Genomic DNA, 16,705 nt, shown 5'->3' with positions numbered 1-16,705 from the left:
CGCGACGCTCTGCATCGATTCGATGCGAATATTAACGCGATTTCCTAACGAAGCTTTAGTGCTTGGAACTCAGGTCGAGATGTTGACGATGAGCACACCAGTTTCTTCGACATACGTATTCCAGTCGGCGACCAACGCTTCGACACGCTCCGGTTGCGCGAGCGCGAGATCATCGGTCTCGCCCGGATCGCGCGCGAGGTTGTAGAGCTGCCAGCGGCCCGGCCCATCGGGCGGCGGCAGCAACAGCGCTTTCCAATCGCCGCGCCGGATGGCGCAACGGCCAAACAATTCCCACCCGGTCGCGGTCGCTTCCGTATGAACGATGTCGGCTTCGCCCTGCAGATAGGGCACGAGCGAACGGCCGCGCATGTCCTCGATCCTGCGGCCCTGCCACGCGCGGCCGGGATGCGTGACGCCGGCCAGCGCCAGAAGCGTCGGCGCGACATCCATCGCGGTCGAGAAGACGTTGCTGATGCCCGTGCGCGCGAAGCCGCCGCCGCTCAGGAACGCCACCACCCGGATGCCGCCCTCCGAGGTGTGGGTCTTGTAGAGCCGCGACGGCGCGGTCGCCGCCTGGGCCCAGCGCGGCCCATACCAGACATAGGAATTCGGCCGGCCGATATTCTCGAGGCTGTTGTCATAGTGCTTGGCGATGAATTCCATCAGATAGGGACCGAACACGGGAACAGCCTCGATCAGCGCGCCTTCCGCGCCATTGTCGGAGAGGAAGAGGATCACCGTGTCCTCGAAATCGCCGCTCGCCTTCAGGCGTTCGACCAGGCGGCCGACATTCCAGTCGATCCGCTCGACCATCGCGGCATAGACTTCCATGGTGCGGGCGGAGACCGCGCGCTCCGCGTCGTCCATCTCGTCCCAGGGCTTGGACTTCGCGACGACCGGATGCGGGACGACATCCGGCGCGCAGAGACCGAGCTCGATCAGTCTTTTCAGGCGCGCCCCGCGCAGCGCGTCCGGGCCGGCATCGTAGCGGCCGCGATATTTCGCGACCAGTTCGTCCGGCGCCTGCAGCGGCCAGTGCGGCGCCGAGAAGGCGAGATAGGCGAAGAACGGCGCGCCGTCCCTGGGCCGCGCGTCGAGATAGTCGATGAGCTTATCGGTGAAGCCGTCCGAGGTGTAGAAATCCTCCGGCAGACCGACGAACTTGTCGTCCTCGGTATAGAGCATGTCCTGGCGCGGGAAGCCGGTGCCGGCCTTTGGCGAACTGGCATAATGGTTGGCGGCGCCGGGCAGCAGCGCGAAGGAGCGCTCGAAGCCGCGGGCATGCGGCGACGTCTCCAGCGTCATGCCCAGATGCCACTTGCCGGACATGTAAGTGCGATAGCCGCTCTCGCGCAGCAGTTCGGTCACGGTCACGACGCGTTCGTTGAGATAGCCTTCATAGCCGGGCTTGCCGCGCTGCGACTTCGCCGCGACCTCGTCCAGCGTGCCCAGACCCGCGATGTGATGATCGGTGCCGGTGAGCAGCATGGCGCGGGTCGGCGAGCAGGCGGGCGCGGTGTGGAAATCGGTGAAGCGCAGGCCCGCCATCGCCAGCGCGTCGAGATTCGGCGTCGCGATCTCGCCGCCGAAGGCGCCGAGGTCGGAAAAGCCCAGATCGTCCGCGACGATGACCAGGAAATTGGGACGCTTCGCCATGCGGTGCTCACATCAAGGATCGGCGGACACCCTACCCCAACGGGCGGGCGGCACGGCAAGCCCTCTACCAATCGCGGAATGCGAGGTGGTTGTCGTAAAGCCAATAGGCACGCTGCAGATGCGTGCGGACGACACGGGCAGCGCGATCGGGCTGGCGATCGGCGTCGATCCGGAAGACGACCCGCGCCATCTCCAACTCGTTGACGCCGGCGCATTGGCCGTCGAGCAGCCAGCCATAGATATAAATATTGCGGCGGTCATAGGCGGTGACGGTCTCGCTCCACGGGCACGGCCCCCATAGCCGCACGACATTGTCCGCCGGGGATGCCGGCTGCAGCACCGCGGGGATTTCCATCGGCGGCAGGCCGGACGGCGATCGTCCGGAAAGCGGTTCGTGCAAAGGCTGGCGAGCGTCCATGCGGGCCTCCTGTTGCAAAGATACTATACTAATTCGATAGAGAATCAATCATCTGTCGCGACCCTATTGCCCCGACCGGGTCGGACGGCGTGGGAGCGGCAAGCGGCGGACTTTCTCCTCCGCTACTGGAGTGCTCGCGTCGCTCCGCACCGTTTGGCGATTCTTGTACAACCAATCCATTTCAACTATGGTCACCCGCACCAATTTCGCGGGGACCGACGATGGTCGAGGGCGGCACAAATTCGGACAGCGACAGCAAGGCGACCAACTCGCGCCAGCGCCTGCCCTGGCACCGCCCCCAGCTCCGTTCTCTCAATGGGCACGAAACCTCGTTGTCATTTCCGCAGCCGCATGGCGACTACACAGTCCTCTCCTGAAACGCGCTCGGCCTTGTGAGGCGCCGCGCGCGAAGCCGGCTTTGCGCCCAACGGGCATCGTTGGAATCGCCAACGAAGATCGCAACACCTGGACGATCGCAACACCTGGATGCCGGTGACATCCCGCTGCCGATCAGCGCTCGTGGTCCCCGGGCGCGGCCGTCACGCGGTTACGGTTCATGTCGTCATGAAGCCGCCGCACGGCACCGCTGGCCGTGCGTGCGAACAGAGAGGGTATGAGAGCGTGCACGAAGCAGGCGAGCGCCGCGCCGGCGAGCTCGCCGGAAAATTCCAGGGCCCGCGCCTGATGCTGGAAATAACTTTCGCCGACCTCCCGGGGATGCGCGAGGAATATGCGCCTGAGCATTGACCTACCCTTCCGATCCCGCCTCACGAGATCTCGATCCGCACCGGTATCGTGTCGGTGAGGAATTGCCGCACGAAGCGGGCGTCGCCGCCCGGCGGATCGCGCTCGGCCGGCTGGGCCTGGATCGCGCGCACGACATCCATGCCGCTTGTCACCCGGCCGAAGGCCGCGAAGCCGATTTCGGCGGGGCCCGGCATGGTACCGGCATCCAGCATCGGCTGATCGCCGATGCAGATGAAGAACTCACTGGTCGCATTCGTCTCGGCCGAGCGCGCCAGCGAGATCGCCCCGTCGCAATGGCGCAGACCCGTAAGGTCGGTCCGCTCATGCTCGACGGAGGGCAACGCCACGCAGCGCTCCCAGCCCACACCGCCCTGAATGATGTCGATGCTGGGGGGCACGCCCTCCGTGCCCGAAGACCGAACGATCCGATAGAAGGCCGCGTCGCCCAGATGGCCGGCGCGGATCAGGGCGAGGAAATGCGCCGCGGTCTTCGGCGCGCGTTCGGTGTCGAGCGCGATGTCGATGTCGCCGAGCGGCGTCGTCATCCGTATCATGGCCATCGGCCGCTCCTATCGTGTTTCGGCTTCGTCGGCGTAAGGCACGGCTTGCGCCACGTCGTGCGCCTTGCGGATGCAGGGGTGACCGGCGATAGCCCCTTGCCAGGTCTCCAGCGGCAGGTCCAGCGCGATGTCGGGACCGTCCTTCATGCCTTGCACATAGCGCACGGCCTGGAAAAAGGTCTGGTAGGCGATATCGACGAGCCCGATATCGGCTCCGCGCCAGAACGGTGCCGGCGGTGCCGCGCGAAAGCCCCAATCCACGATCTGCCGCAAGGCCGTGTCCAGCCTGTTGCCCGCCAGTTCCTTCGCCACGCTGCCCTGAGCCGCCAAAAGCTGCGTGAGGGCCGGCATCAGCACATGGTCGCAGTGATAGATCCAAAGCCGATCCTTGGCGCGGGCACCCGGATCGCGCGGCAGCAGCGGACGGTCGGGGAACTGCTCCTCGACGAAATCGTTGATCAGCGCCGACTCGTAGAGCACCAGGTCGCCGTAACGGATCGTGGGGGTGCGGGCGTAGGGCGACAGGGCCAGGAATTCGCGCGTCTTGCGCCCCAGCCGGTCGCAGGACGGGACGATGCGATAGGCGATGGCCTTCGCGTCCAGCGCGGAATAGAGACGCTCGGCCCAGCCGCAGGTCGATTTGGTGAAGATCTCGAGCTCTTTCATGTCGGCAGGGGCGTGGCCAGTTCCTCTACATTGCGGGCACGGCGGGCGAGCCGGCTGCGGATCGCGCGCTGCGCGCCGCGGGTGATCGGAAAGCGCAAGGCGGCGAAGGCGGCGACCAGGTTGAGGATGAAGGGCAGGACGAGGAAGGCGAGGAAGAAGCCCACCAATGCGACGGTGCCGTTCGCGCCGCGCGGATTGAATCCGAAGGCGCCGGCGATGACGAGCGCGATGCCGCCGCCGAGCACATTGCCGACCTTCTGGTAGATCGCGGAGAAGGCGAAGAAATTGCCGGCCTTGTTGAGGCCCGTCTTCCATTCGTCGTAGTCGACCGCATCGGCCATCATGGTCGACAGCGTGATCATGGAGCCCGTCGCGAGCAGCGACGACAGGCCGAACACCGCCATCAGCGCCGGGAAGGCATAGGGACCGCGGTGGATCAGTCCCATCGCGACCAGCGTCGCGGCGGTGGAGAAGGTGGTGAGCGCGAGCGCGCGATGCTTGCCCAGCCGGTTGATCAAGGCCGGCCAGAACAGCGTCGAGGCGAAGCCGAGGACGGTCGTGATGAGGCCGACATACGCGATCTTGTCGAGGATCCCGAGATAGGCGTCGAGATAGAAGAAGTACATCGCGCCGCACATGCCGCTCGCGACATTGGCGAGGCCGAAGGCGACGGTGAGGATGCGCAAGGGGACGCTCCGGATCGCGGCGCGGACCACGTCGCGCAATCCCGTCGGCCTGCTGGGCGGCGCCGAGTCGCCGCGTGGCACCGCGAAGATCGCGGCGCCGGCGCAGATCGGGATCAGCCCGATGACGATCCAGGAGGCGAAAGCGGTGACCTGCGGGGTCAATTCGCTCGTCGGGAAGATCGGCAGCAGCGGCGTCAGCGTGAAGGCGAGCAGGCCGACATACATCGCCGCCGTCCGCCAGCCCGCGATGGTCGAGCGCTCGTCGTAGTCATGGGTCAGCTCGCTGTACCAGGCCGAATGCGGAATCTCGACCAGCGTCCAGCCGAGATAGACCGCGACCGAGGCGAAGAGGAAATACCAGACGCCGGTGTCCGGCCCCGGCCGGAACCAGAAATACACCGAGACCATGGAGATCACGGCGCCGACGGCGATCCAGGGCTTGCGGCGCCCCCAGCGCGTCTCGGTGCGGTCCGAGACGTAGCCGATCACCGGATCGATCACGACGTCGAACAGCCGCGTGACCGTCAGGATGATGCCCACCGTCGCGACGCCGATGCCGGTGTATTTCGCATAGAGCGCCGGCAGCATCGACAAGGCCGGCGCGTGCAGCGCACTCATCGGCACCACAAGGGCGACATACGCCGCCTTCTGCCAATTCGAGATGCGCTGCGCCGCCATCCTAGAAGGTCTTGGTGATCTCGAGGCCTATTGTGCGCGGCCGGACCGAGGAGGCAATCGCCGGTTCGGCCGGGTTCGCCGCATTCGGGAAGATCTGCTCCAGCGGCCGCGAGTCGGTCAGGTTGTTGACGTAGAGCCGGCCCTGCCAGCTGCCCTCGATCACGCCGGCCTGGAGATTGACGACGTTCTGCACCGGCACCGCGATGTCGCCGTCATTGCCGTCGAAGCCCTTGGTCGAGGTCGCCGCCTTGTGCCAGTAGTTCGCGCGCAGGAAGGCGTTCACGTCGTCGAACAGCAGGAAGTCGTAGCCGGCATCGAGCGACCAGGTGTGATGCGGCGTGCGGCGCAGGCTGTCGCCTTCGTGGATCAGCTCCGGCACGCCCGGGAAGATCGTCGCGCCGTCGGTGAACTCGTTGGTGTTGTAGGAATAGGACGCGGCGGCGTAGAGGCCGGGGAAGAACAGGTCCTTGCTCTCGAGCTCCAATTCGACGCCCTTCGCGGTCAGGTCGGGACCGTTGGTGGTGAAGGCGAAGGTGCCCGTGGAATTGTAGACGACGGTCTGGATGTGATGCCAGTTCATCCAATAGGCCGCGCCGTTCAGCGTGAGGCGGCCGTCGAACCAGCTCGTCTTCGCACCGATCTCGTAATTGGTCAGCGTGTCGGGCTTGAAGAGCACGAAGCTCTCCGGAATGTTCAGCACGGGACCGACGAAGGGATTGAAGCCGCCGGGCCGGAAGCCCTGCGAGCGCAGCGCGTAGAGGGTCACGTCGTCGGTCGGCTTGTAGATGATCTGCGCCTTGTAGGAGAAATTGTCGCCATCGACATGACCGACGGCGGCGTTGTAGTTGCTGCCGAAATAGGTGGTCTGCTGGTGATTGTTCACCGACCACTGGAAATAGCGGCCGCCGACCAGCACCTGGAGATTGTCGAGCAGGTCGTAGGAGACTTCACCGAAGGCGGCCTTCTCGACGGTGCGCTGCGGGCCGCCGATCGCGAAGGCGGCAAAGCCGTCGCCGAAGGCCGGGCTGCCCGGAATGGCGGGATCGACGACCTCGTTGGAGGTCTGGAGCTGGTCCTGGTCGTAATTGTCGTAATAGAGGCCCGCGACCCAGTGGAACGGGCCACCGGGCGCCGAGGCGAGGCGCAGCTCGTGCGTCGTGGAGTTCTCCTGGTCGTTCGTCAGGGTCTTCGCGATGGGAACGGCACCCAGCACGTTGAGATCGTACTGGTAGTAGACGTCGCTCATTTTGAAATAGGAGCCGGAATAGCTCAGCGTCGCCCAGCCCAGGTTGTAGTCGACCAGCAGGTTGACGAGGTCGGCATGTTCCTTGGCCGGCGACGGCGTGAACGGCGCGCTGGTCTCACGACCCGGGAGGTCGATGTCGAAGAACGAGCTTGCGCCGGAGTTCAGCCGGTCGCCGTGATAGATCAGCGTGACCGAGAGGTCGGAGGTCGGCTGCCAGAGCACCGAACCGCGCCACGCCCAGTCCTTCACCGAATTCACGTCCTTGGCGCCGGTCGTCACGTTGTCGACATAGCCGCGCTCGTCGAGGAAGTAGCCGGCGGCACGCACCGCCAGCTCGTCCTGGATGATCGGCACATTGATCATCCCCTCCGTGCGGTCCGACAATCCGCCGCTGCCGCTGGTCGTGGAAACGTCTTCCTGCACCATGGCGCTGAAGTGATCGAGATCGGGCCGGTTCGAGCGGTAGGAGATGAGGCCGCCGATCGCCTGCGCCCCCCACAACGTGCCCTGCGGGCCGCGCAGGACGGACACTTCGCTGAGATCGAAGAGATTGTAGTTGGGCGTGAAATGCGGCGCGCCGTCGAGATATTGCGCGACCACGCCGACAGTATTATCGGCCACCGGCGACAGGCCGCGGATCGACGCGACCTCATAGCCGCGGCCGGGACCGCCATTGTCGATGAAGTTGGTGCTGGGCACCTGGGTGATCATGTCGTCGAAGCTGAAGGCGTGAAGCTGATCGAGCTTCTTGCCGTCGAAGGCCGTGATGCTGACGGGCAGATCCTGCGCCCGTGCCGCACCCTGCTTGCTTGCGGTGACGACGACGAACTCGATGCCGTTCGAAGTCTTGTCCGGCGGCGGCGCGTCTTGTGCGGACGCGAGCTGAGGCGCCGCCAGGAATGCGGCAGCCGATGCCAACAAGATTTGCCGATAAGACCGACGCATTACACCCTCCGACGCAAAACCCCTTGTAATCCTGCGTAAACTTACATACAGGATTGCCGGAATGCATCAGGCAGGATTGCCTGTATGTTGTCAAGAATGGTAGCCACGCATTCGGGGAAACGACGGCACATATTGCGGGGGTGTGACACTGCGGCCTCCGCCGTCAACACAGTGGATCAGCATGTCGGTCAGCAAATCCGCATCCGGCGATCTCGCCGAGCCGCATCTCAGCCAGCATGAGCGCAGCGCGCGCATGAAGGACAGGCTATTGGAGGCGACGCTCCAATGCCTGGCCGAAAAGGGCTATGCCGGCACCTCGACCACCGAAGTGGTGAAGCGCGCGGGCGTTTCGCGCGGCGCGCTGGCGCATCATTTCGCGAGCAAGGCCGAATTGGTGGCGGAGGCCGCGGCCTATCTCATCAGCAACCGCATCCGCTACACGGATGCCCAGATGCAGGCGGCCGCGGACAGGAATGCATCGCTCGAATCCCAGCTGCGTGTGGTGTGGAAAGCCTATGAGAAGTGGTTCCCCGCGAATATCGAATTCATGGTCGCGGCGCGCACCGATCCCGACCTTCGCGCCAGCTTTTCCCGGATGATCGCGCAGTACGATCCCGGACAGCGGGACGAGACGGCGGGCAAGCAGCCCTCCTGGAGCGACGCGGACGGCGATCCCTCCCCGCTCCTGACGCGCTATGCCATCGGCTGCTTCGTCCGCGGCCTGTGTCTGGAGAGCATCGTCAACGATGCGCCTCTGGTGGAGGAGATCTTCGCCAAATTCGCCAGCATCCTGGCGCTGGCGCTGGACGCCATGCGACATCCGGCAAAGGCCGATACGGGCGCCGCATAGCCGAGCCGCGCGCGACACCCTCGGCCATCGCTTTCTTTCCCGACCGGTTTCCGCGAAAATGCGGCAGGACGCGATTTCAACCGGATAGTGCGGCATGCTTCTCCTGATCGATAATTACGACAGCTTCACCTACAACCTGTTCCACTACCTGGGTCAGCTGGGCGCCGAGGTCGTCGTCAAGCGCAATGACGAGCTCACCGCCGCCGAGGCCTTGGCGTTGAAGCCGGACGCCATCGTGCTGTCGCCCGGTCCGTGCACGCCAAACGAGGCGGGCATCTGCCTCGACCTCATCAAGCTCGCGAACGGCCGCTATCCCATACTCGGCGTCTGCCTGGGCCATCAGGCGATCGGCCAGGTCTATGGCGGGACCGTCGTGCGGGCGCCCGAGCCGATGCACGGCAAGCTCTCCACCATCCATCATACGGGCAAGAGCGTGTTCCGCGGCCTGAACAACGATTTCCAGGCGACGCGCTATCACTCGCTGACCATCGCACCGGAGAGCCTGCCGGCGAGCTTGGAGGTCACGGCGACCAGCGAAGACGGCGTCATCCAGGGCGTGATGCACAGGACCCACCCCGTGCACGGGGTTCAATTCCATCCCGAGAGCATCGCCTCGGAGAACGGTCATGCGCTGCTGCAGAACTTCCTCGAGATCGCCAAACGGGCGGCCGTGCCGGCATGAGCGGCGAGGACTTTGCCAGTCTGCTGAAACGGGTCGCGGACGGGCACACGCTCGACGCCGAGCAGTCGGCACACGCCTTCGGCGCGATCATGCGCGGCGAGGTCGGCGAGGTCCGGATCGCGGCGCTGGCAACCGCCATGGCGGTGCGCAAGCCTTCGGTCGACGAGATCGTCGGCGCGGTGCGCGCGATGCGCAGCGCGATGACGAGCATCGAAGCCAATCCCTATGCCATCGACCTGTGCGGCACGGGCGGCGACGGCATCGGGACGCTCAACATCTCCACCGCTTGTGCCTTCGTCGTCGCGGCCTGCGGCGTGCCGGTCGCCAAGCACGGCAATCGCAACATGTCGTCCAAGAGCGGCACGGCGGATTGTCTCGAGGCCCTGGGCGTGAACATCGAACTGACGCCGGCCCAGGCCTCACGCTGCCTGCGCGAGGCGGGGCTGTGCTTCCTGTTCGCGCCCGCCTATCACCCCGCCATGAAGTATGCCGCGCCGGTGCGCAAAGAGCTTGGCTTCCGCACGATCTTCAACCTGCTGGGGCCGCTCTCCAACCCCGCACGGGTACGCCGGCAACTGATCGGGGTCTACGACAGGGAATGGTGCGCGCCTCTGGCCGAAGTGCTCGGCCGGCTGGGCGCGGATCGCGCCTGGGTGGTGAATGGCGATGGGCTGGACGAACTCACCGTGGCGGGTCCGACACATGTGGCGGTGCTGAAGGACGGCAAGGTCACGACGCAGGACGTGGTGCCGGAGGATGCCGGGCTGGGGCGCTGGCCGCTGGACGCGCTGCGCGGCGCCGATTGCGTCCACAACGCCGCGGCGCTGCGGCGGCTGCTGGACGGCGAGACGGGTGCTTATCGCGACATCGTCCTGCTCAATGCGGCCGCGGCGCTCATCGTGGCGGGCGAGGCGCAGGACCTGCGCGACGGCGCGGCGCTTGCGGCGCAGGCGATCGACCGCGGCGCGGCGCGGACCAAGCTGGCGACCTTGATCGCGGTGTCGAACGCATGACCATTCTCGACCAGATCGCGGCCTACAAGCGCGTCGAAGTCGCCGCGGCGAAGACGCGCCTTCCGCCCGGCGAGATCGAAGCGGCGGCGCGCGCCGCCGGCGAGGTGCGCGGCTTCCGCGCGGCGCTCGAAGCGATGCGGGCGGCCGGCCGCTATGGCCTCATCGCCGAGGTCAAGAAGGCCAGTCCGTCGAAAGGCCTCATCCGCGCCGATTTCGATCCCCCTGCCCTCGCCCGCGCCTATGAAGACGGCGGCGCCGCCTGTCTCTCGGTGCTGACCGACACACCGTCCTTCCAGGGCGCGCCGGAGTTTCTCGTGCAGGCGCGCGCGGCGACGGCCCTGCCGGTGCTGCGCAAGGACTTCATGCTGGATTCCTACCAGGTGGCGGAGGCGCGGGCGTGGGGCGCCGATTGCATCCTGATCATCATGGCGATGGTGGGCGACCTGACGGCCAAGACGCTGATGCTCGATGCGGCGCATTGGGGCATGGACGCGCTGGTCGAGGTGCATGACGAAGCGGAACTCGACCGTGCGCTGGCCCTGGGCGCGCAGATGATCGGCATCAACAATCGCGACCTGAAGACCTTCGTCACCGATCTGGGTGTGACGCTGCGGCTGCTGCCGCGCATCCCCAAGGACAGGCTGGTCGTGGCGGAGAGCGGACTGGGCACACCCGCCGATCTCCAGCGCCTCGCGGAAGCGGACGTGACGACCTATCTGATCGGGGAAAGCCTGATGCGCGAGAGCGACGTTGCGGCGGCGACACGGAGGCTGATCGGCGCTAGGCTCTGACGATGAACAAGCTCACGCATCTGGACGACGCCGGCGCGGCGCGGATGGTCGACGTCTCGGCCAAGGACGCGACGGACCGCGAGGCGACGGCCGAGGCGACCATCGTCCTGGGCGCGGAGGCCTTCGCGGCGGTCACTGACGGCACGGCCAAGAAAGGCGACGTCCTGGCGGCAGCGCGTATCGCCGGCATCATGGCGGCAAAGAAAACGAGCGACCTGATTCCCCTTTGCCATCCCATCGCGCTGACCGGTGCGAATGTCGATTTCGAGCCGGACGCGGCACGGCGGGCGATCCGTATCGTCGCGACGGTAAAGACCAACGGACAGACCGGGGTCGAGATGGAGGCGCTGACCGCCGCCAGCATCGCGGCGCTGACGCTTTACGACATGGTCAAGGCGCTCGACAAAGGCGCCGTGATCGAGACGGTCCGGCTGCTGAGCAAGTCCGGCGGAAAGAGCGATACGTTCATCGCGGAGCCGCCCAAGGCGCAGAAGCCGGCCTATCGCTCCGCCGGCATACGCGACCGCGCCAAGCCGGCAACCCTGATGGGCGAAGTCGCGGCGCCGCGGCGCGACGCCAACGCCCAGCGCGACGCCAACCAGCAGCGCGAGGCCTTCCGCAGCTTCATGACGTCCAACCGCCTGCGCGCGACGCAATGGGCGAAGGATGCCGGCGTCTCCGCGTCGGAGATTTATTCGTTCCTGACCGGCAAGACGCGGTCGATGCCGCAGGGCGTGGCGGAGAAGCTGGCGGTGGCCGCACGCACCCGCGTCGAAGACATGTTCAAATGATCTCCGTCGACGAGGCCAGGGCGCGGATCGTCGCCGCCTTCTCGCCGACCGCCGCAGAGATCGTCGCGATCGGCGACGCGGCCGGGCGAGTCCTGGCAGCGGATGCCGTCGCGAAGGCAAGCCAACCGCCGCAGGCTGTGTCCTCGATGGACGGCTATGCCTTGCGCGCGGCGGACGCGGCGCAACCGGGCGTCACGCTTCGCGTGATCGGAGCCTCACCTGCCGGACATCCTTTTGCCGGTGCGGTCGGGACCGGCGAGGCCGTTCGCATCTTCACCGGCGGCATGCTGCCCGCGGGGGCCGACAGCATCGTCATCCAGGAAGACACCAGCGCGAAAGACGGCGAGGTCGCGCTGCATGTCGCCGCGCGGCCCGACCAGCATGTCCGGCCGGCAGGCCTCGACTTCAAAGCCGGCGAGACTCTGGCGAAGGCCGGACGGAGACTGACGGCGCGGGATCTCGCTCTCATCGCGGCCGGCGACGTGGCGCAAGTGGCGGTCCGGCGGCGGCCGCGCATCGTCTTCGCCGCGACCGGCGACGAACTCTCGCAGCCCGGCGCGCCGCGCAAGCCGGGAGGGATCGTGGCCTCCTCCGGCTATGCCCTCGCGGCGATGATCGCCCAATGGGGCGGCGCAGCGGTCGACTTGGGAATCCTGCCCGACACGGCGGATGCCGTGGCGGGCATCGCCGACAAGGCGTCCGGCGCGGACCTTGTCGTGACCCTGGGCGGTGCTTCCGTCGGAGATCACGACCTGGTGCAGAAAGCGCTGGCGCCGCGCGGCTTCGAACTGGATTTCTGGAAAATCGCCATGCGGCCGGGCAAGCCGCTGATTTTCGGCAGACTGGGCGCTGTGCCGCTGCTGGGTCTTCCGGGCAATCCCGTCTCGACGCTTGTATGTGCGCTGTTGTTTCTCAAGCCGACGATCACGACGATGCTCGGGATCAGCGACACCGTCGAAACCAGTACGGCCGTCGTGACTCGTGATCTGAAGGAAAATGACGGGCGCCAGGACTATCTGCGGGCTCGCCTCGAAATCCGGAACGGCGAACGCTTCGTGGAGCCGTTTGCGGTGCAGGATTCCTCGATGTTGAGCGTGTTGGCATGGAGCGCCGCGCTTATCGTGAGGCCGCCGCAGGCGCCCGCCGCCAAGGCCGGCGAAACGGTGTCGATCTTGCTGCTGGAATGAAAAGAGCGGGCCGAAGCCCGCTCTCTTACAATTCAATGATGATGGCCGCCGCCGTGACCGCCACCATGGCCGCCGCCGCCATGAAAGTGGCCACCGCCGCCATGTCCATGGTGGCCGCCGCCGAACCCGAAGCCGAGCGAGATGCCCGGTCCATAATAAGCCGGACCGTAATAGTCGTCGTAGTAGGGATCGCCATAGTAGTCACCGTAATAGCGATCATGGACGTGCCAGCAGTGGAACCTGTTGCACACGACGCGTGCGTCTGCCGGCGAAGCCGTCACAGCCAGCGCGGTGCCGGCGATGCCGAGCGCCATGCCGGCGTGTAACAATAGTTTGCGAAGTCTGGGCATTGCGACCTCCTTGGTGCGCGCCTCTCACGGTTAGCAAACGATTGCGCGCCGAATATGTTGCGCAAAAAAAAGAGCGGACCGAAGTCCGCTCTTTCCGCCTCGCTGCTTGGCTTAGAACGTCACCCAGATGCCGTTGCGCCAATAGCCGCGGCCGTCGTGCCGATCACGCCAGTGATAGCCATTGCGATGGTGGACGCGCCAATCATCGCCATAGAAGCGTACGCCGAGCGTCGCGGGATAGTTGTAGCCTGTGCCGGCTTCATGCCAGCAATCGCCGAAACGGTTGCAAACGGTGCGGGCTTCGGCCCCCGTCGACGAAACGGCCAATGCCGTAAGGCCGAGGACAGCGGCCACGGCGCCTGTGGTCATAAGCTTGCGAATGGTCATGGTTCAGATCTCCATGTGGATAGCGCCCTCTCCGGGCTTTAAAACGGGTCCGGCCGAGTCCCGTTCCAGGAACCCCAGTTTTTTCCAGATATTGCGCGTTGACGCTCCGAAAGAACTAAAGTAGAACGATTCTCCATGTTTCGGCTTTGTTCGCCTGTGATTTGGGCGGCGCGATTTTGAAAGGGACATGGACCCCATGCTCACCCGCAAGCAATACGAACTCCTGATGTTCATCCATGAGCGGATCCGGGAATCCGGCGTGCCGCCGTCCTTCGACGAGATGAAGGACGCGCTCGACCTCAAGTCCAAATCGGGCATCCACCGCCTGATCACGGCGCTCGAGGAACGCGGCTTCCTGCGGCGGATGGAGAAGCGGGCGCGGGCGCTCGAAGTGATGAAGCTGCCGGACAATGTGTCGGACACGCTGCGGCCGGCAACGACGCGCAGCCAGGCGCAGCGCGCGGTGCCGCGGCACGGCCGCGATGCGCGGGCCTCGACCGATGCGCGGATGGCGGGCGGCCCTCGCCGGACCATGGGCGACGGCGAGGCTTCCGTGAATGTGCCGCTGGTGGGCCGGATCGCGGCGGGCACACCGATCGAGGCCCTGCAGAACCGCATCTCGGACGTGCCGGTGCCCGGCGGGATGATCGGACGCGGCGACCATTACGCGCTGGAGGTCACGGGCGACTCGATGATCAACGCCGGCATCCTCGACGGCGACACGGTGATCATCCAGGAAGCGGACGTCGCGAACACGGGCGAGATCGTGGTGGCGCTGGTCGACAACCAGGAAGCCACGTTGAAGCGGCTGCGCCGCCGCGGCGACTCCATCGCACTGGAGGCGGCCAACCCGGCTTATGAAACGCGACTCTACGGCGCCGACCGGGTGCGCATTCAAGGCAAGCTGGTCGGGCTGATCCGGCGGTACTGAGGGCGTGGCGGGGCGCTCCAGGGGCGCTGGCCGCGATCCTGCTCCACCGTCTCGACGCGGCGCGGCGGACCGAGCCAGACGGCATAGCCATTGGTGCGGGCGACGTCGAAACTGTCGATGACCAGTTTGGGGCCGCTGCATTTGCGACGGGTCGGCACGGCGCTCACCACGATGTCGGCCGCGGCACAGTCCTCCCGCAGCGCATCGATCCGCGAGACATTGGCGATCAGCAGGCCCGAAGCCGTGCGGGCGATGCAGCCCAGCGCATCGCAATGGACGCCATCGGCGGGTGTGGCCACCGCATCGTCGGCCTGCCGCTCGTCGCCATCGCGCTTGAGCCATTCGGCGGCGGAGTAAGTGTCCTTCGCTCTGCGGAACAGCTTGAGCGCGCCGTCGGGCGTGCGCACCGCAACCGTCAGTCCGTCGCGCGCGACAAGGAGATCTGGCGGCACCGTCAAATAGGCCAGCGCGATGCCGAACAGCATCGGCGCGAACCCCAGCCAGCGCCAACGCCGGCGCCACAGGCCGAGCCAAAGACCGCCCAAAGACACGAGGACCAATGCGCCGACCGGCCAGGCCGGCATGACGGAGACCGCACCGGGAAGAGCGGAGACCCAGCGGCCCATCGCCAGCATGATCTCGATGCCCCAGCCCAGGACGCGGAGCGGCCATTCATCCAGACCCAGCGGCATCAGAAAGACCGACAACGCCGCGGCCGGCATGGCGACGAACCCCATCACCGGCATGGCGAGAAGATTGCCGAGCACGGCGTAGTGGGTCGCGCGATCGAAGTGGTAGATCGCGTAGGGCACCGTCGCGATGCTGCCCACCAAGCTGGTGGTCGCGATGCCGCGGACGTAGCGGCGGATGGCCTGGAAGCGGCGGGGGCCGAAGGTCTCGGGCCGCGGACGGGCCGCTTCCCATTCGGCGACGGCGATCAGCCCGACCACGGCGGCGAAGGACATCTGGAATCCGGGCTCGATCAGGCTCTCGGGACCGAGGACGAGGATGATGGTCGCGGCCAGCGCCAGGGTGCGCATCGAAAGCGCCGGACGGTCGACCAGGATCGCGAACAGCATGGTGGCCAGCATGACGAAGGCGCGGGTCGAAGCCGAGGACGCGCCCGAGATCATCAGATAGAAGGTCGCGGCGCCCAGCGCGGCCAGCGCCGCCCATTTCTTGATCGGATAGCGCAGCGCGATCGCGGGGACCGCGGCGAGCAGCGCCCGCAAGACCCAGAACAGGCCGCCGCCGACCAGCGCCATATGCAGGCCGGCGATGGCGAGGACATGCGCAAGGCCGGCGTCGCGCAAGGCCTGCTCGTCGTCGTCCGAGATGGCGCCGCGATCGCCGGTGATCAGGGCCGAGGCGATGCCGCCGGTGCTGCCGGGCAGCACGGCATGGATGCGGGCGGTCATACGGGCCCGGAGCTGCTCGACATAGAGGTTGTAGCGGTCGCGCCAGGACGATGGGCTCAGTGGCGCGATGGGCTTGGGGCGGCCATAGGCATAGCCGACGCCGCCGAGGCGCAGGTAATAGGCGGCGCGGCCGAAATCGTAAGCGCCGGGCGCGGCCGGCGACGGCGGCGGCATCAGGACCGCGGTGACGTGGACCCAGCTTCCCGGCGGCGGCAACGGCGTCTCGGCGCGGACCGAGATGCGGACGCGCGCGGGCGTGGTTTCGGGCGTCAGGCGCCGGCCTTGGATGTCGCCCAGGACGAAGCGGATGCCTGTGCCGCGGAGCTCGGAGCGCTCGACTCGGCCGTCCAGGCCGAGGGGGCCGAGGCGGTGGGAGAGAACAGGCGCGGAGACCGTCGCGGTGCGGGCCTTGGCCAGCGCGAAGCCCAGCGCGACGGCGGCGAGCGCAGCAAGCAACACGCGCAAACCCGTGTTGTGCGTGATGCGGAAAACAGGGACCGCGGCAAGCGCGATGGTCGCGGCCAGGATCGCCCAGCCGGCAGCCGGCTCGACGGGCAGCGCGAAGTAGAGGCCGATGCCGGTGCCCAGGCCGACCGGCAGCCAGAGCGGCCAGCGCTCGCGCTCGTCCCGTGCGGCGCGCGCCAGCGCGGGAAAGACCGCGAGCAGCCCCGCCGGCGACGGCATGGCAGGAAGACGTCGGAAG

The 16,705-nt window shown here is 66.6% G+C and carries 17 protein-coding genes; 7 read left to right on the top strand and 10 right to left on the bottom strand.

The features are described 5' to 3' along the window. Window positions 1–69: 69 nt before the first annotated feature. From WDM91_02060 to WDM91_02030, 7 genes are all read right to left on the bottom strand, one after another. Window positions 70–1,656 (bottom strand): arylsulfatase, encoded by a 1,587-nt coding sequence (locus WDM91_02060; GenBank protein MEI9993352.1) that lies wholly within the window; start codon window positions 1,654–1,656, stop codon window positions 70–72. 64 nt (window positions 1,657–1,720) lie between these two features. After that, entirely contained in the window at window positions 1,721–2,074 is a 354-nt protein-coding gene (locus WDM91_02055) for a hypothetical protein (protein MEI9993351.1), read from the bottom strand. A 510-nt stretch (window positions 2,075–2,584) separates the two neighbouring features. Further along, window positions 2,585–2,818 carry a DUF6356 family protein gene (locus WDM91_02050; GenBank protein ID MEI9993350.1) on the bottom strand — a complete coding sequence of 78 codons (234 nt, stop codon included), beginning with the start codon at window positions 2,816–2,818 and terminating at the stop codon, window positions 2,585–2,587. 23 nt (window positions 2,819–2,841) lie between these two features. Next, window positions 2,842–3,381, bottom strand: a complete 540-nt coding sequence (locus WDM91_02045; protein ID MEI9993349.1) for a peptidylprolyl isomerase — start codon at window positions 3,379–3,381, stop codon at window positions 2,842–2,844. Between the two features lie 9 nt (window positions 3,382–3,390). Then, window positions 3,391–4,047 (bottom strand): glutathione S-transferase family protein, encoded by a 657-nt coding sequence (locus WDM91_02040; GenBank protein ID MEI9993348.1) that lies wholly within the window; start codon window positions 4,045–4,047, stop codon window positions 3,391–3,393. After that, on the bottom strand, window positions 4,044–5,411 hold the full coding sequence (locus tag WDM91_02035; protein MEI9993347.1) for an MFS transporter: 1,368 nt from the start codon (window positions 5,409–5,411) through the stop codon (window positions 4,044–4,046). Before WDM91_02035 ends, WDM91_02040 begins: the two co-directional genes overlap by 4 nt. A 1-nt stretch (window position 5,412) precedes the next feature. Beyond that, window positions 5,413–7,602 carry a TonB-dependent receptor gene (locus WDM91_02030; GenBank protein MEI9993346.1) on the bottom strand — a complete coding sequence of 730 codons (2,190 nt, stop codon included), beginning with the start codon at window positions 7,600–7,602 and terminating at the stop codon, window positions 5,413–5,415. A 181-nt stretch (window positions 7,603–7,783) separates the two neighbouring features. Here WDM91_02030 and WDM91_02025 point away from each other — a divergent pair, with 181 nt between their 5' ends. The 6 genes from WDM91_02025 to glp all read left to right on the top strand — a co-directional run bounded on the left by WDM91_02025 (window position 7,784) and on the right by glp (window position 12,916). After that, on the top strand, window positions 7,784–8,452 hold the full coding sequence (locus WDM91_02025; protein MEI9993345.1) for a helix-turn-helix domain-containing protein: 669 nt from the start codon (window positions 7,784–7,786) through the stop codon (window positions 8,450–8,452). Between the two features lie 94 nt (window positions 8,453–8,546). After that, a complete protein-coding gene (locus tag WDM91_02020; protein MEI9993344.1) occupies window positions 8,547–9,134 on the top strand; it encodes an aminodeoxychorismate/anthranilate synthase component II in 588 nt (195 codons plus the stop codon). Then, window positions 9,131–10,147 carry an anthranilate phosphoribosyltransferase gene (gene trpD, locus WDM91_02015; protein MEI9993343.1) on the top strand — a complete coding sequence of 339 codons (1,017 nt, stop codon included), beginning with the start codon at window positions 9,131–9,133 and terminating at the stop codon, window positions 10,145–10,147. Before WDM91_02020 ends, trpD begins: the two co-directional genes overlap by 4 nt. Continuing rightward, window positions 10,144–10,938: an indole-3-glycerol phosphate synthase TrpC gene (gene trpC, locus WDM91_02010; GenBank protein ID MEI9993342.1), complete on the top strand. Its 795-nt coding sequence runs from the start codon at window positions 10,144–10,146 to the stop codon at window positions 10,936–10,938. The genes trpD and trpC overlap by 4 nt, the downstream gene beginning before the upstream one ends. Before the next feature lie 2 nt (window positions 10,939–10,940). Next, window positions 10,941–11,729, top strand: a complete 789-nt coding sequence (moaC, locus tag WDM91_02005) for a cyclic pyranopterin monophosphate synthase MoaC (GenBank protein ID MEI9993341.1) — start codon at window positions 10,941–10,943, stop codon at window positions 11,727–11,729. Beyond that, window positions 11,726–12,916 carry a gephyrin-like molybdotransferase Glp gene (glp, locus tag WDM91_02000; GenBank protein MEI9993340.1) on the top strand — a complete coding sequence of 397 codons (1,191 nt, stop codon included), beginning with the start codon at window positions 11,726–11,728 and terminating at the stop codon, window positions 12,914–12,916. Before moaC ends, glp begins: the two co-directional genes overlap by 4 nt. Before the next feature lie 32 nt (window positions 12,917–12,948). Here the strand turns inward: glp and WDM91_01995 are convergent, their stop codons facing one another. Together WDM91_01995 and WDM91_01990 are read right to left on the bottom strand one after the other, a co-directional pair. Beyond that, window positions 12,949–13,266, bottom strand: coding sequence for a hypothetical protein (locus tag WDM91_01995; protein MEI9993339.1), 318 nt, complete (start codon window positions 13,264–13,266; stop codon window positions 12,949–12,951). Between the two features lie 111 nt (window positions 13,267–13,377). Further along, window positions 13,378–13,653 (bottom strand): hypothetical protein, encoded by a 276-nt coding sequence (locus tag WDM91_01990; protein ID MEI9993338.1) that lies wholly within the window; start codon window positions 13,651–13,653, stop codon window positions 13,378–13,380. Between the two features lie 187 nt (window positions 13,654–13,840). Here WDM91_01990 and lexA point away from each other — a divergent pair, with 187 nt between their 5' ends. Next, on the top strand, window positions 13,841–14,584 hold the full coding sequence (lexA, locus tag WDM91_01985; protein MEI9993337.1) for a transcriptional repressor LexA: 744 nt from the start codon (window positions 13,841–13,843) through the stop codon (window positions 14,582–14,584). Here the strand turns inward: lexA and WDM91_01980 are convergent. After that, a complete protein-coding gene (locus tag WDM91_01980) occupies window positions 14,548–16,686 on the bottom strand; it encodes a ComEC/Rec2 family competence protein (protein ID MEI9993336.1) in 2,139 nt (712 codons plus the stop codon). The two genes, lexA and WDM91_01980, sit on opposite strands and share 37 nt — an antisense overlap. Between the last annotated feature and the right edge of the window lie 19 nt (window positions 16,687–16,705).

Source organism: Rhizomicrobium sp. (genome assembly GCA_037200385.1).
In the GTDB taxonomy this organism is placed as follows: domain Bacteria; phylum Pseudomonadota; class Alphaproteobacteria; order Micropepsales; family Micropepsaceae; genus Rhizomicrobium.
This window is presented reverse-complemented; position numbering and strand designations above follow the sequence as displayed.

Bases quoted from the DNA above. Each gene is read 5' to 3' on its own strand.
- trpD (MEI9993343.1), top strand. From the start codon at position 9,131: ATGAGCGGCGAGGACTTTGCCAGTCTGCTGAAACGGGTCGCGGACGGG.
- WDM91_01995 (MEI9993339.1), bottom strand. From the start codon at position 13,266: ATGCCCAGACTTCGCAAACTATTGTTACACGCCGGCATGGCGCTCGGC.
- moaC (MEI9993341.1), top strand. From the start codon at position 10,941: ATGAACAAGCTCACGCATCTGGACGACGCCGGCGCGGCGCGGATGGTC.
- trpC (MEI9993342.1), top strand. From the start codon at position 10,144: ATGACCATTCTCGACCAGATCGCGGCCTACAAGCGCGTCGAAGTCGCC.
- WDM91_01980 (MEI9993336.1), bottom strand. From the start codon at position 16,686: ATGCCGTCGCCGGCGGGGCTGCTCGCGGTCTTTCCCGCGCTGGCGCGC.
- WDM91_02055 (MEI9993351.1), bottom strand. From the start codon at position 2,074: ATGGACGCTCGCCAGCCTTTGCACGAACCGCTTTCCGGACGATCGCCG.
- glp (MEI9993340.1), top strand. From the start codon at position 11,726: ATGATCTCCGTCGACGAGGCCAGGGCGCGGATCGTCGCCGCCTTCTCG.
- WDM91_02050 (MEI9993350.1), bottom strand. From the start codon at position 2,818: ATGCTCAGGCGCATATTCCTCGCGCATCCCCGGGAGGTCGGCGAAAGT.
- WDM91_02030 (MEI9993346.1), bottom strand. From the start codon at position 7,602: ATGCGTCGGTCTTATCGGCAAATCTTGTTGGCATCGGCTGCCGCATTC.
- lexA (MEI9993337.1), top strand. From the start codon at position 13,841: ATGGACCCCATGCTCACCCGCAAGCAATACGAACTCCTGATGTTCATC.
- WDM91_02025 (MEI9993345.1), top strand. From the start codon at position 7,784: ATGTCGGTCAGCAAATCCGCATCCGGCGATCTCGCCGAGCCGCATCTC.
- WDM91_02035 (MEI9993347.1), bottom strand. From the start codon at position 5,411: ATGGCGGCGCAGCGCATCTCGAATTGGCAGAAGGCGGCGTATGTCGCC.
- WDM91_02020 (MEI9993344.1), top strand. From the start codon at position 8,547: ATGCTTCTCCTGATCGATAATTACGACAGCTTCACCTACAACCTGTTC.
- WDM91_02040 (MEI9993348.1), bottom strand. From the start codon at position 4,047: ATGAAAGAGCTCGAGATCTTCACCAAATCGACCTGCGGCTGGGCCGAG.
- WDM91_01990 (MEI9993338.1), bottom strand. From the start codon at position 13,653: ATGACCATTCGCAAGCTTATGACCACAGGCGCCGTGGCCGCTGTCCTC.
- WDM91_02060 (MEI9993352.1), bottom strand. From the start codon at position 1,656: ATGGCGAAGCGTCCCAATTTCCTGGTCATCGTCGCGGACGATCTGGGC.
- WDM91_02045 (MEI9993349.1), bottom strand. From the start codon at position 3,381: ATGGCCATGATACGGATGACGACGCCGCTCGGCGACATCGACATCGCG.